Source organism: Psychromonas sp. SR45-3 (assembly GCF_014163575.1).
In the GTDB taxonomy this organism is placed as follows: Bacteria; Pseudomonadota; Gammaproteobacteria; order Enterobacterales; family Psychromonadaceae; genus Psychromonas; species Psychromonas arctica.
In genome coordinates this window covers 155,867-169,362 of the sequence record NZ_JACJDP010000004.1, presented here as the reverse complement: position 1 = coordinate 169,362, position 13,496 = coordinate 155,867, and the positions used below count along the sequence as shown (strand labels likewise).

The 13,496-nt window shown below is 34.5% G+C and carries 9 protein-coding genes; 5 read left to right on the top strand and 4 right to left on the bottom strand.

Features of this window, described 5'->3' with window-relative positions; genetic code table 11:
* The 3 genes from recC to H5084_RS04250 form a co-directional block, all read right to left on the bottom strand.
* The gene (recC, locus tag H5084_RS04260) at positions 1–3,453 is read right to left on the bottom strand and encodes an exodeoxyribonuclease V subunit gamma (protein WP_182689638.1); all 3,453 of its coding nucleotides are present in this window, start codon (positions 3,451–3,453) and stop codon (positions 1–3) included.
* 65 nt (positions 3,454–3,518) lie between these two features.
* Positions 3,519–5,570 carry a UvrD-helicase domain-containing protein gene (locus H5084_RS04255; protein WP_182689637.1) on the bottom strand — a complete coding sequence of 684 codons (2,052 nt, stop codon included), beginning with the start codon at positions 5,568–5,570 and terminating at the stop codon, positions 3,519–3,521.
* A gap of 8 nt (positions 5,571–5,578) precedes the next feature.
* A complete protein-coding gene (locus H5084_RS04250) occupies positions 5,579–7,741 on the bottom strand; it encodes an AAA family ATPase (RefSeq protein WP_182689636.1) in 2,163 nt (720 codons plus the stop codon).
* Positions 7,742–8,422: 681 nt separating this feature from the next.
* Between H5084_RS04250 and H5084_RS04245 the strand changes: the two genes are divergently transcribed.
* The 5 genes from H5084_RS04245 to H5084_RS04225 all read left to right on the top strand — a co-directional run bounded on the left by H5084_RS04245 (position 8,423) and on the right by H5084_RS04225 (position 12,960).
* Positions 8,423–8,794, top strand: a complete 372-nt coding sequence (locus H5084_RS04245; protein WP_182689635.1) for a type II toxin-antitoxin system RelE/ParE family toxin — start codon at positions 8,423–8,425, stop codon at positions 8,792–8,794.
* Complete coding sequence (locus H5084_RS04240; RefSeq protein WP_160062604.1) at positions 8,787–9,089, top strand: DNA-binding transcriptional regulator; 303 nt, start codon at positions 8,787–8,789, stop codon at positions 9,087–9,089. The genes H5084_RS04245 and H5084_RS04240 overlap by 8 nt, the downstream gene beginning before the upstream one ends.
* Before the next feature lie 897 nt (positions 9,090–9,986).
* A complete protein-coding gene (locus H5084_RS04235) occupies positions 9,987–10,676 on the top strand; it encodes a hypothetical protein (protein WP_182689634.1) in 690 nt (229 codons plus the stop codon).
* A gap of 1,028 nt (positions 10,677–11,704) precedes the next feature.
* The gene (locus H5084_RS04230; protein WP_182689633.1) at positions 11,705–12,658 is read left to right on the top strand and encodes a DnaJ C-terminal domain-containing protein; all 954 of its coding nucleotides are present in this window, start codon (positions 11,705–11,707) and stop codon (positions 12,656–12,658) included.
* Positions 12,655–12,960, top strand: coding sequence for a chaperone modulator CbpM (locus H5084_RS04225; protein ID WP_220485890.1), 306 nt, complete (start codon positions 12,655–12,657; stop codon positions 12,958–12,960). Before H5084_RS04230 ends, H5084_RS04225 begins: the two co-directional genes overlap by 4 nt.
* Positions 12,961–13,084: 124 nt before the next feature.
* Here the strand turns inward: H5084_RS04225 and H5084_RS04220 are convergent, their stop codons facing one another.
* Positions 13,085–13,435, bottom strand: coding sequence for a DOPA 4,5-dioxygenase family protein (locus H5084_RS04220; protein ID WP_182689632.1), 351 nt, complete (start codon positions 13,433–13,435; stop codon positions 13,085–13,087).
* Positions 13,436–13,496: the final 61 nt, after the last annotated feature.

The window sequence follows — 13,496 nt, the reverse complement described above, 5'->3', positions numbered from 1 at the left end:
TTACTCCTCTCCCCACTGTTGATATATTAAATCATTTAAATTGCATAATAACGGCATAAAGACCTGTAATGCGATGAACTCAAAAGCTTGCCAATGATCTTCAATATTATCAAAAAGGCGATTAATATAAGGGTCATTGGCTTCGGCATAGCCTCGATTATTATGAAATACTTTTAAGGCAGCTTGTTGCCCAGCGGCACGAGTATCAAAGCTTAGCTCTTCTAATACAAAAACATTGGCTTGTAATTGACAAACGGCCTCGCACCATTGGTAAGCACTTTCAACAAAAAAGGGTAAGGCTTGTTGTAAGCCCTGCTCATATAACGCTAACAATTCAGATAAACGTTTATGCGCATAATCCGCAGGGATCTCTTCAAAATAGTGCCCTTTGGTTTGACCAAATAAAGTCGCATTCAGGTGCTGCCCGTGCACAATGCAATAACTCAAATGTTCAACCCAGAGTTTTAATAAATCTTTACCTTTAATATTACCCGGTTTAATACGCACTAACCCATTTTCACAATGGTCATCTAATGCGCCAATTAAGCGTTTTTTATCAAAGGGAATATCAACCTGTATTTGCTCAATATCGCCAATGAAATAACCGCTATAAACGCCTGCTAGATCTACCATTACCTGCAAATCTTTATTAAAAATCAAGGTAGCAAACTCACCCACGGGTAACTTACCCTGTGCTTGTAAGCCAACATATAACTCAGTTAATGCTTGGTCATCTAACCCATTTTCAAATTGCTGCTTTTTAAGCATATATTGTTGTAGGTTATCCAGCGCAAAGGGTTCATCGTTTTCTTGGTCAATTTCATCAATCTCAAAATACACATTCAAGCCTTGATTAAAAAATGCACGACAAGGATTTTGTAAAAACCGAATCAATGACGTTAACTCAACGTGGTCACTTTGTAATAAAGGCAAGGGTTGATTAATTTCATCGTCTGTCACAGGCGCTTTCGTTAATGCCTGCCACCAAGATTGTTGATAGGTTTTGTGTTTACCTTGAAAGTATTGTTCACTAAAACTTTGCATCGGATAGTGATGCGTTAATGAAGCTAATAACGCTTTTTCAAGCTGTCCACTTTCTAACTCACCGCTTGCAATCAAACTCACTGATTGACTAGCAAGCCTAAAACTCTGCTGAATATAATTAAGTAATTCACTGACTAATACACTGGGCATTTTTTCACTGTTATCACTGATATCTTTACCAATATAACTCACATAAAAGTTCGACTGCGCCGATAACAACGCTTCTAAGAACAGGTAGCGGTCTTCATCTCGACGTGAACGATCACCACGTTTACGATGCCCAACCATTAAATCAAAGCCCATCGGTAAGAGTGAACGCGGATATAACCCATCATTCATACCTAATAAACACACCACTTTAAATGGGATAGAACGCATTGGCATCAGCGTACAAAAGTTAACCTGCCCTGCTAAGAAACGTTGGCTATTAGACTGGCTAGAAAGGTGTTCTTGTAAATACTCCACCAGCACCATTAAGGCTAAGGGTTGATCAAATTTTGCCTGTTCAGTTTGCTCTGTCAGTGCTTGCATTTGCTGGCGAATTTGGCTAAATAACACGCTATTATCTTCATCTTCGAGATAAAAATCATCAATAAGTTGATTAATAAAGAGCTGCCATTCAGCACAACTCACTTCTTGATTTAAATTACTTTCTAACACAATCAAGGTATCAACAAACTCAATAAAGCGACCTAACAAGTCACCTTGTAACCCTTGCACTTCATCGTAAGGCGCAATACCTTCAAATAAATTGTCGCTCATGGCATAACCGAGCAACATACGTTTTAAACCAAACAACCAGTTATTTTGCGTTAACGCTGGCAGTTCCCATTGGGTGGCCGAATTATCATTAAGTCCCCAACGAATACCACTTTCAGTGATCCAGTGTTGTAACAAATCAAACTCATCTTGCTTAATCGCAAAACGATTTAAAATAGCCGGTACTTCTAGCAAGGCTAAAATATCTTCGCGTGTATAACGGCTTTGTTGCAAGTTCAATAACTGTAAAAAACTCGCCAGAATAGGATTCTCTTGCTGCGCACTGACATCAGAGATAGAAAATGGAATAGTGACACTATTACTTGATCGACTAAACACCGCATCTACATAAGGGGCATAGGCATCGATATTTGGCACCATTACAATAATATCTTTAGGTGTGAGTTTTTTGTCCTGCTCAAACATCGCTAATAAATTATCGTGTAAGACTTCCACTTCACGCATCACACTATGGCAAGCGTGTAAGCTCAACGAGTTATCATCATCGCTAATTTCAATACGCAACGTAGGGTCAATCAAGGTTTGTGCAGAACTATCGGTTAAGTCTAAAATGTCCGCTTGAATATTGTGTAATAAACTATCGCGGTCAATATCCACAAAGGCATCAATCTCTTGTTGTTCAAGGCTATATAATTGGTATAAAAAATCGCGTCCCATTTTGCCCATTGAAGCCAGTAACGGATTACCCACTTCACTTTCAACATCACCACTGCTTGCCCAGGCTAAATGCGCAGCATCTTTTTGCCAGCTAGTCGCCGTTAACTCCGCCACTGCGCCAGCTTCAACACTGACTTTAGGACGCGACTGCGCAAAACGTTTCGCAAGCAGTTTAGGGTCAACAATGTCGCCCCAATAATAACGACAAGGATTGGTTAATAAAAAATGCACATCACAATGTTCTGCCAACCCTAATAAGGCCTGCAGGTAAGATTCGGGTAGAGAGGAGATCCCAAAAACAAAAATACGTTTTGGTAAATGGCTTAATTCTGCGGTTGTTTTAGTTGCTAATGTACTTAAAAAGTCTTGGTACAAACCTGCACGGTGATAAGCTTTGCCCTGTGCTTGAAACCCTTGTTTGATATTACTGACCAATAAACGCCATAACTTAGCTTGCCAAAGGTGCGCGTCTAACCAATCGGGTTGTAAATGCTCTAAGCTCACTTGGTTATCTTCAAGTGTTTCCCAGTTATCAATCCATTCCGGTCTATACACTAAATATTGGTCAAATATATCCGCAATTTTGCCACTCAACTGAAAGCGTTTACGCAGGTGAGTATCATCTTTTAAGTAATCATTTAAAGCACTGAAATCTTCATCTTCTAAACAATCAGGCAATAACTTCATTATCTGCCAGGTCATGGATTGTTTATTAAAGGGGCTGTTATCCGGCACATCTTGTAAAACATGTTTAAATTGCTGCCAAATAAAACTCGCCGGTAGCGGGAAATCAATATTCGCCGCGATCCCCGTTGATTGCGCAATCTCTAATTGTAACCATTGCGCCATACCCGGGCTTTGCACTAGAACCGTTTCATTTTCAAAAGGATGACTTAATGGCGATTGCTTCATCAGCGCCAACACCAGCTCTTTCAGCAAGCTTATTTGATTGGAATGGTAAACACGGAACATTAATAAAATCCTTTCTTTCTATTTATTTAATCATTACTAACGAATACTTAAATATCTAATTTGAGCTAGTTGTATGGGACGATTTCATTAAATGTAGATTTAAGCTTAGCTTGCATACTTTGTATTTCATTTTTACTATCTATAAATAATACTCGTAAATGCTTTTTAGCTCGTGAATGAGCAACATAAAGCAAGTTCTCTATTTGTTTATTATCCATTTCATCACCCGAAAAGTAGCTAATAAACTCTTGTTTTTTATATTGAAAGTTTCGTTCCATGATAATAATTACATTATCATATTCTTCACCTTTTGTTCCATGCCATGTATGATAATTTATTTGGTTTGAAGATTCATGTTTGGATATAAAAGTAAACCAATTAAACCATTGTTTTATATCAACACATACGATTTTTTCAATTAACTCTTTAAGAGCAACTTCTTCCTTTTCCCCCCGAAGTTTAAAGCTATCAGTGGCCTTGTTTTTTAAAAAATCAACTAAAAGACTTGAAACAGAATCTACTTGTAGTTCTGGAATATGTTTAGATAAAGAGTAAGATATAATTTCTTGATAACTATGATCTTGCTTATCTAAATCAATTAAAAAATCAGAAATATTCAGGTATTTGTCTATATTTTTTTTAATTTTTTCATAAAACCTCCGAACTACTAATATTTTAACTTTCTCTTTACCAACTAAATCTCCAATAGAAATATTTTCCATTTTAAAAATACTAAATAGCGACATAATCTGATATATGAGCCTTACCCATGGATTCAATTTAGTTAACTCATGACTTAATAAATTACCATTTAGCTCATCGTGGTGAATTAATTTTGAATTATAAAATGCTTCATATATTTCACCAAAACCATTTAATTCCGCTAATGTTTTGTTTTTTAGAACTAAGCAGTGAATGTTTTCAATATCATTTAACTTCCAATCTTTTTTTGTTTTTTCTATAAACTTAGGTACAACTACCGATAAACTTAAATCAGTATGGAATAGCTTTACTTCTTTTGAATTAAAATTTTCATAAATACTTTTTTGTATTATACCGTCGGTTCGAAATGAGTTGGCTACATCAATAATTTGATTGGAAGAGCGGCGATTAACCTTTTTTTCTACTTTTTGTAAATGAGTAAAGACACTATTTAATCTGCTACCTATGCCTGTATCATAAATATTTTGCATTGGGTCACCGAAGAACCCAAGCATAAAGTTATTTTTGTTTTTTAGATCGATATACTTTAATGAGTTAATAACTTTCTCAGAAGAATCTTGATATTCATCAATTAAAATAATGGGGTATTTATTGGCTGTTATTTGCTTTAATTTGTCGTATTTACTTAACATAATCTCCATATAAACTAACAAAGTATCATGGCTAATTAACATTCGATATAGTATATCTCTATTAATTTTATGCTGGTATTTAACTTTTGTATAACCAACTTCTTTAGCATCAATTTTTATCAAACATTTTTGTAAATCTTGTTTTTTAATTAAATACTTAGCTAATTTTTTGAATTCAGTAACTGCTACGACTAACCCAATATCTACTTTTAACTCCTCTATTTTCGCTTTAAAATCGCTTGAACCAAGGCGGTCAATAAGATAATACTCTTCTTTATTTTCAAATAGGATATCGGCAAGTTGTAAAATATTATGGGGATCATTTAAAAGAAATTTCTCAACATCATTTTTTTTATCTAATCTGCCTGTAATGTACTCATCAATCTTATAATTTAGATTATCTATTTCTTTTTTTATTTGTTCTTTATGAATTGGTACTAATTCATTCTGATGATTTTTGATTAACTTCCAAGCAAACTCATGAATAGTCGATATATGAATTAAGTCATTATTACCAAGTCTTTTACGAATTTGGTTAGTAGCAACATTAGTATAAGTAATACAAACTATTTGTTGATTAAGCCGTTGTAATTTTTTTGACTTAAGTTGTACCGCTCGTTTTAAAGTTGCAACCAAAGCATATGTTTTACCTGCTCCCGCCCCTGCATTAAATATAAAGGATGTGTTGTTTTCTATGTACTCATTTAACTGATTTTGAGTTTCTATCTCTAAGTCTACTTGAGCTTTTGATATAAATAACATAATAACATTTACCCCAGCTTCTCAATTAAAAATTCGAACCCATCCAAAATATATTGTGGTAGGTTAGGCTTATCATCAGGGGCTTTAATAATTTCTAATAATAAATTATTAGCGAACTTACTTTTTGAATTATTTCTAGAAATAGCTGCTTGAAAATAATAAGACTTATTTGGTAAATTACTTACACCACCACTAGAAATAATATTTTTATATATATTAGGATGAGTATTTTTTAATGCTGTTTGAAGTAATAAGTTATCATGACTCGATAATATAAGAGCTTCTTCAAAACTAGTTGCATAAAAATCTCCAATCTTTTTTTGAAAAACGATCTTGATATTATTATCTTCAACATAGTCATATTCATCTAGATTTTTATCTAGATGAAGGCTACTAAGAGTGTGATTAGTAGATTTTTTACCAGTAAGAACTTTTACTTGTTTATATGCTTCGTTTACATCACATAACTCACAATCTTTTTTACATTCCCCTTTTTCACAAGAACTCCTTTTTATATCTAAATCCGTAATTATCAACGTAGGTATATTAAGCTTATTTAACAAAGTCTTATAAACAGAAGCATGAGCACCGTCTATTCTAAAAATAGTAATATAATAATCTTTTAAATTTTTATTCTCACTTAAATAATATTGCAGCAACACCTCCTCTGTCACCCCTTCAACCAAAATAACAGCATCAGAGAAAAAAAGTTCTGAGGCCTTAAACTTTATATGCGTTTTTAAAAAAGTTAAATTATCAGCTTCATTCTCAGAGTGACCTTTTAAATCATTATCTGATAAATTAATAATGTGGCCGTTATTTTTTTGTGAATTTAAATAAATAATATTATCCAATGTATTATTCGTATGGATTTTACTATTTAAAATATGTGCTGAATGAGTTGTTATTATAGTTTGTAGTTTAAGCCTCTTAGGCTCAGTACCATTAGAAGTAATTAGTAATATTTTATTAACCGCTTTATTAATTCGATTAATGAAAAACTCTTGTAAATGAGGGTGCATAAAAGCTTCAGGCTCTTCTATGAATAAGAGATTAGTGCCTGAATATTCAGAAAACTCATCATAATCCTCAATAAAGTGAATTATTTCACCAATAATATAAAGTAAACTTATATAGCCTAAACCAAATTGATTCTCTGGGATTTCATTTTTTTCATCAAAAAAAGTATACTTTATTAATGATGTTAAGAAACTGCTTTCGGTTATCCCTCCCCCTAGAGTTAAATCAAAATGACTTGATTCTATTTGAGATAATACATCGCTGAAGTTACTTTGCTTACCTGAAACTAGACTTTTTATATTATTATTAGATGATTCAACTCCATTTAAAATAGTATCTTTAAAAGTTGGATCATTATCATAGAAAAGTTTAATTATCTGCCCATATAATTTTGATAAACTTTTATCATGTAAATTTCTATTTGCTTCAATTTTCTTAATATTAAATAGTGAATTTAAATTGATGTCTTTAGAGTCTATCTTACCAGCTAAATCAGACTGAAAAGTTTGCGTTAACTTGGACTGTTGCAATAGATCGATAAAATCATTAAAAAGAAATGGACCACATCTTGATTTTGACGCTGTTGTTCTAACTAAGTGCTTTAATAGATTGAGTGAAAATTTATCAATCACGATACCATATTCAACGATCAACTTAATTTCATCGTTAGAACTATCCAGCGAAGTAAAAGAATTTAATACGCCTGACGATTCATCATCTGAATCGCATAAGAAAGATAATTCAAAACTAAATTTCGGTAAACTATTTTCAATAGCAGAGGTAAAACTATCTAAATAATTATTTAGGTTTTCATAAAAGAAGTTCTTATTATTTTGTTGTATAAAAGCGTTAACGATAGTATTTAGGCTTTCATACTTTCCTTTAAGATGACATAAGTTGAAATTATAAGGATTAACCTTTCCTAATGGCTCTAGAAGCAAATTAATTGCATGGGTAATAGTTGTTTTTCCTGCATTATTTTTTCCTACAATCAGGGTAATAGAATCTGATATTCCTTGTTCTTCAGTCGAATCATTTTCTTTAATAATTTTAGGATTTTTATCTATCATTGTACTCTTTTGAAACGAAGCTTCATTATTTTCAGTTTGATATTTACGGAAGTTATTAAGCTTGATACTTTTTAGATACATACTGGAAACCTTTAACGTCAATGTAATAATATAAATATTATCAAGGATTTGTCATGTTCACATATTTTTCTAACGTAAAGCAACTATGAGTTATAATAATCTTGAATTGTCACTCCTTTATAAGTAAAAGTGGAAAAATAGAAGGGAAAAATAGGGTCAAGTCTTTCATTGTGTAACAAAAGCTCACTCAATATGGCTACAACTCCCCCATCGTTGAACTTTCCCAAATCATTCATTGCTTTTAGCCGGTGCGTTATAAAAGCAATTGATTATTTGGAGCAGGATTGAATAAAGAGCTGGACACCCATTAACTTTGATAGCCAAAAATATCACTGTATCTTGCACAATGGTCTACCTTATTGGGCTCTGAAATAATAACTCCACGAAGGGATTCAATTTACCAAAATTGAATGAGTATTCAGACAAGTAATTATCAGGCGATTACTTTCTGGGTACTTATAAAGCAAAACCTCTGCACTTACTCTTCAAATCTAAGTTATCAAAAAAATCAAATATATTTCAACTATTATTATTCCAATGAACATGTTACTGAATTCAAGATCGGTAATAAATTGAGATAAAGCTTTAATCGAATTTGGTATCGTTCTACTTTTACTTTTATTGAATTCAATTTTTATACAAGTTTATTTACATTGAAAACATACCCTACTGGAGTATACTTTGATCTATAAAACTAAGGTTTTTGCTTCTTTAACAAAAAAAGAAGCTTTATCTGATAATGATCTTATTAATGCCTGTAAAGAAATGAGCCAAGGACTTTTTGATGCAGACTTAGGTGGTAGTGTTTATAAAAAACGCATTGCTGCTGGTAATAAAGGAAAAAGTGCCGGCTATCGAACCATTATTGGGGCTGTTATCAACGATAAATATTTTTTCTTATATGTCTTTGCCAAGAGTGACAAAGCGAATATTAATTCTAAAGAGAAATTAGCACTAAAAGAGTTAGCTAAAGAGTTTCTAGGGTTTGATCAGAATGAGCTAAACCAACTTGTAAATGATGGCGAACTTATTAAGGTAGAAAACGATGAGTGATATTTTAAAAGCAGTACATAAAACAGCTAAAGGCCTACAGAAATCTGGTTCGATAGATAAAACCACTATGCGTAAGTTTGATGCACTTTGTTTAACTAGTGTGCATGAGTTTACACCAGATCAAGTTCGAGCACTTAGACTTAAAAATAAACTTTCTCAACCCGTCTTTGCTCGTTATTTTAATGTGAGTGACAAGTTAGTAAAAAAATGGGAACAAGGAGACAGTAAGCCAAGAGGTGCTGCATTGAAAATGCTATCACTCGCTGAAAAAAAAGGTCTCGATATCATCGCTTAATCCAACGTAATCTAAAAATGGAACCTGAATAAGATGTGCTATTCCCGCAAATGAGGTTCAACAATCAAACACAAAAGTGCTGGGCCCCATAAACCTCAACAGATAAAAGAACTAATGGGGTCAAGTCTTTCATTTTGAATCATCTTGCAAGAGGAAAAACCTGCTCCTGCAACTTGAAATGCAGCGAAAACAATTGAAACAAGCAATATCAGATAGCTACAACAAAATTTTACTCAACATAGCTACAACTCCCCCGCCGTTGAACTTTCCCAAACCCTTCTTTGCTTTTGGCAAATCCAAACAGGACGTTTGGTTTAGGCTCGTTCTGACCCTGGATTGCCAGCAAGAGTCGGTGCGCGGGTTATTCAACTTTCTGTCATACGGATTAATGCCGACTGCACTTAAAAAGTGAACCTTATCTATCTAGTAATGAGTTTTTAGGAGCGAGTAACGTTTCAAAAGAATTAACTTAACATTCTCGAATTGAAGTAATAAGTGCACTCGAAATGTAGATGACATGAGCGTTTTATTACTGATTCTTACAAACGAAATAAAAACACACTATTAGTCACAAAATAATCAAACAAAAGAAAGTTATTGATATTTTTTAGATTATCATAAGCGCCGTTTTGATGATTTTTACTTATTTTTTTCAGTTTTTTTACTTTTTATAATGCAACCATTATTTATTGAGATAAAACGTAATAATTATCAGAAAGAATACACAACTGTATATATAACATTATGATTTTACGTTAAATACTTATGATTAGATGTGGTTTACTCTAGAAGCTCGCATGAGCTGAATTCTGAATCGACTATATCTTCTTTGCAAAGTAAGGCTACCGTAAAAATTATTTCCTATAAAAAAATAGTTACGTAACAAGGAAAACTAGGATGAAATTTTCATTTACTAAATTAGCTATAACAACGGTATTATCGCTAACTTCATTTGCCATTAATGCAACGATTATCATGGGCGAATTAAGCATTGATGAAAACGGTACTAATTTAATGACGGCTTCGAATGGAAAAACTTATGCAGGATGGGGTGAAACATTGTATTCCAGTTACGCGGAAACAAAGGCACTAACACAACTTGGAGGTTTGTATGAAGGTTTCTATATTGCAAATAGATCTGAAGCAGCCGATTTTTTCACTTTGGCAACAGGTGTTACCGTACCTGAACGGGGCGATCAACACTCGTCTTTTAGTGTGACTTTATCAGGAGAATTAGGGGCATATTGTGCAGGACCAAACCAACCGCAAGTTGGTTGTGGTGATTATACGCTTGGACACCCAAGTGAAGATGATGGACTCACATTTTGGTTCGATGAAGGGACCGTTGATGAGTACGGGAGAGCTAAAGTAGGAAGAATGACGCTATACGGGTATGTAAATCTATGGTTCTGGCACGATAACCTTGATTATGACTGGGATTGCATTCCGGGTGCATGTGGAGTTGAAAGTTTTTACCCTAATAAGTCAAACTCAGCGTGGATAATGGTACCTGCTCCAGCTACATCAGCTATATTAGTAATAGGGCTTTTAGGTTTTAGATTAGCTTGCAAGCAAAAGAGAGTTTAACAGCTTCGAAGTTTGCCATATAACAAGGTGCAGCAAGGTGCTGGACACCCACAAACTTTCGCAGATACAGCTATTCAAAATTAGCTAGGTATAAAAAATGAGAGGGTTATTATCTTTTGCTCACTGAACCAACCCTACTCAAGGTTCAGGGAGCTGGGTCTTTCTTTTTGCCACTTAACGCAAAAGATAAGACCTAACACTTCCCCCCTTACTTGTTTGTAGCAACATAACTAAATACTCAATCGCATTCCACATTCCGAGCAAAACAAAACTCATATGATCCAAATTTTCACTGTTAATACGGATCATTTTTCTATCTTTCCACGTAAAAAATAGGGCCAAGTATTGCCTTTTTCCTTTAAGTTAAAAACTAATGGGGTCAAGTCTTTCATTTTGAATAATCTTACAAGAGGAAAAACCTGATCCTGAAACTTGAAATGTGGCTACAACTTCCCCACCGTTGAACTTTCCCAAATAATTCATTGCTTTTAGCAAACCCAAACAGGATGTTTGGTTTAGGCTCGTTCTGGCCATGGATGGCCAGCAAGAGCCGCTGCGTTATAAAAGTAATTGATTATTTGGATCAGAAAGTGATTCGGTGGTCAGTTTCTTTGAGTTCTTTGTAGGTATAGGTCTTTTCTGATAAAAGAAAGTTTGGTCGCCGACAGGGCGAAAACACTGCCAATAAATATCAAGCAGACTGGGCGAGCGCAGACGAGCTAAAATAAAAAGTGGCTACAACTCCCTCACTGTTGATTTTTCCAAAACAATAAATTCCTTTAACAAAACCAAACTGGATAGATCTCGCTCTTTAGTGTTAGGCATAGAGGTGTATCAATAGCAAAACAGTTGAGCAAAAAATCACATGCAAAACTCATCAATTTAATCATATTTCTTTCAACTTCGCCATGATATTAATTTGTCTTTATGCATTTAAATAATTAATAAATTTATAGTCAAAATACAATTAAAGCGTAGACTTAACCGTATGTCTCACAGTGTTTGTGATTTTATTTTTAGGTTATTTTATGGAATTCAAAGATTATTATAAAATACTCGGTGTCAGCAAAAAGGCTGATGTTAAAGATATTAAAACAGCCTACCGAAAACTTGCCCGCAAGTATCATCCTGACTTAAATCCTAGTGAAGGTGTCGGCGAAAAATTTAAAGAGATCGCTGAAGCTTACGAAGTATTAAAGGATGCCGGTAGAAGAGCAAAATTCGATGAGATCCTAGAGTATGGGGATCAATCAAGCCAAGGATTTCAGCCTCCACCGGGATGGCAACAAAATCAACATGCGTACCAAGGTGATCCTAACGCTGATGCACATTTTTCAGATTTTTTTAATTCCATTTTTAATGGTGGATTTGATCAATCGCATTTTCACGGACAAGCTCAGCAACATCATTCTAGAGGCCAAGATGTTGAGACGGAACTGGCTATGTCATTACAAGAGACGCTGCATCAACAAATTAAAACCGTTCACTTTCAATTACCTGTTTCCGAAGGCGGAAAAACGCACCATATTAAAAAACAATTAAATATAAAAATACCACAAGGCGTAATTAACGGTGAACGTATTCGTCTTAAAGGCCAAGGAAAGCCGGGTTATGGCGGTGGTGAACCGGGCGATCTTTATCTGCATATTCGTGTAAATAGTCATCCCCTTTTTGATGTTAAAAAACATGATTTAGTATTAACCTTGCCGCTTGCACCTTGGGAGGCGGCACTAGGAACTAAGGTCACGGTGCCGACACTGGATGGTAAAGTGACGTTAACAATCGCTGCCAATACTCAGTCAGGTACAAAATTGCGCGTTAAAGGTAAAGGCTTAAAAAGAAAAGATAAGTTGGGTGATCTGTTTGTGGTTATTAATGTGATCATACCGCCTGTCAGCAATGATAAAGCAACCCAATTATGGCAAGAGCTTGCAAAAAACTCAGCTTTTGACCCACGGGTTTCATGGGGAGAATATCTATGATGCGCAGATTAACGGTGATTTCACTCAATGAATTATGTCAATTAGAGAGAATTGAAAGTCATCATATTATTGAGATCGTTGAAAATGGCATTGTCAAACCCATTGCTAATGCCAACAGTAAGGACTGGGAGTTTGACACTTCGAGTGTTCATTGGATAAAAAAAGCGGTGCGACTCCACCAAGATTTAGAAATTGATTGGCTAGCGGTGGCCTTACTTATCGATTTAATTCAACAAAGGGATTCGTTACAAAGAGAAAAAGAGTTTTTTCAACAACAATTGAGGCGGTTTACTGAGCATTAACAAACCAATGAAGAACGAGAAATTATTTCTTTCTCGTTCTTACTATAACCGACAACAGTTGCTATTGCGGTCATAAAAAGCAGAGAAAAAGCCAGGCAAAAAGTGATGGCACCGATAGAGCCTATCAACGAAACATATCTACATTTAACTGACACTCATCCCCTAGCCAACATGCATATTTAGTATGATCGTCAAGGTTATTACCTGTTAAAGGGTGAACAAATATATTCAAACTTTGGCGGGACGCTTCAAGCCAAGGAATAAGTTGTTCAAAATCATTCGATGTAAAAAGAATTTGGCAGCTCCAACAAGGGTGAGGACCGACCAGCTTTTGATGCACTCTACCTATTTTTAAATTGAACAAATCCTCCGCTTTTTCGCATAATTGTGTCGCAAATTCTACTGTTTGTAGGTCAAAATACACATGTGCATGATAATTTTCATGAAGATTAATAGGCCGTTGTGGTTGCTTCATATTGTTAACTTCCTCTTTTTTGCTTTGCTTATTAGTACCGTGTCATGATCGTATTATGCAA

What these genes read in the sequence shown, in the direction of transcription:
- recC (WP_182689638.1), bottom strand. Translation starts at nt 3,453, where the DNA reads ATGTTCCGTGTTTACCATTCCAATCAAATAAGCTTGCTGAAAGAGCTG.
- H5084_RS04255 (WP_182689637.1), bottom strand. Translation starts at nt 5,570, where the DNA reads ATGTTATTTATATCAAAAGCTCAAGTAGACTTAGAGATAGAAACTCAA.
- H5084_RS04250 (WP_182689636.1), bottom strand. Translation starts at nt 7,741, where the DNA reads ATGTATCTAAAAAGTATCAAGCTTAATAACTTCCGTAAATATCAAACT.
- H5084_RS04240 (WP_160062604.1), top strand. Translation starts at nt 8,787, where the DNA reads ATGAGTGATATTTTAAAAGCAGTACATAAAACAGCTAAAGGCCTACAG.
- H5084_RS04235 (WP_182689634.1), top strand. Translation starts at nt 9,987, where the DNA reads ATGAAATTTTCATTTACTAAATTAGCTATAACAACGGTATTATCGCTA.
- H5084_RS04230 (WP_182689633.1), top strand. Translation starts at nt 11,705, where the DNA reads ATGGAATTCAAAGATTATTATAAAATACTCGGTGTCAGCAAAAAGGCT.
- H5084_RS04225 (WP_220485890.1), top strand. Translation starts at nt 12,655, where the DNA reads ATGATGCGCAGATTAACGGTGATTTCACTCAATGAATTATGTCAATTA.
- H5084_RS04220 (WP_182689632.1), bottom strand. Translation starts at nt 13,435, where the DNA reads ATGAAGCAACCACAACGGCCTATTAATCTTCATGAAAATTATCATGCA.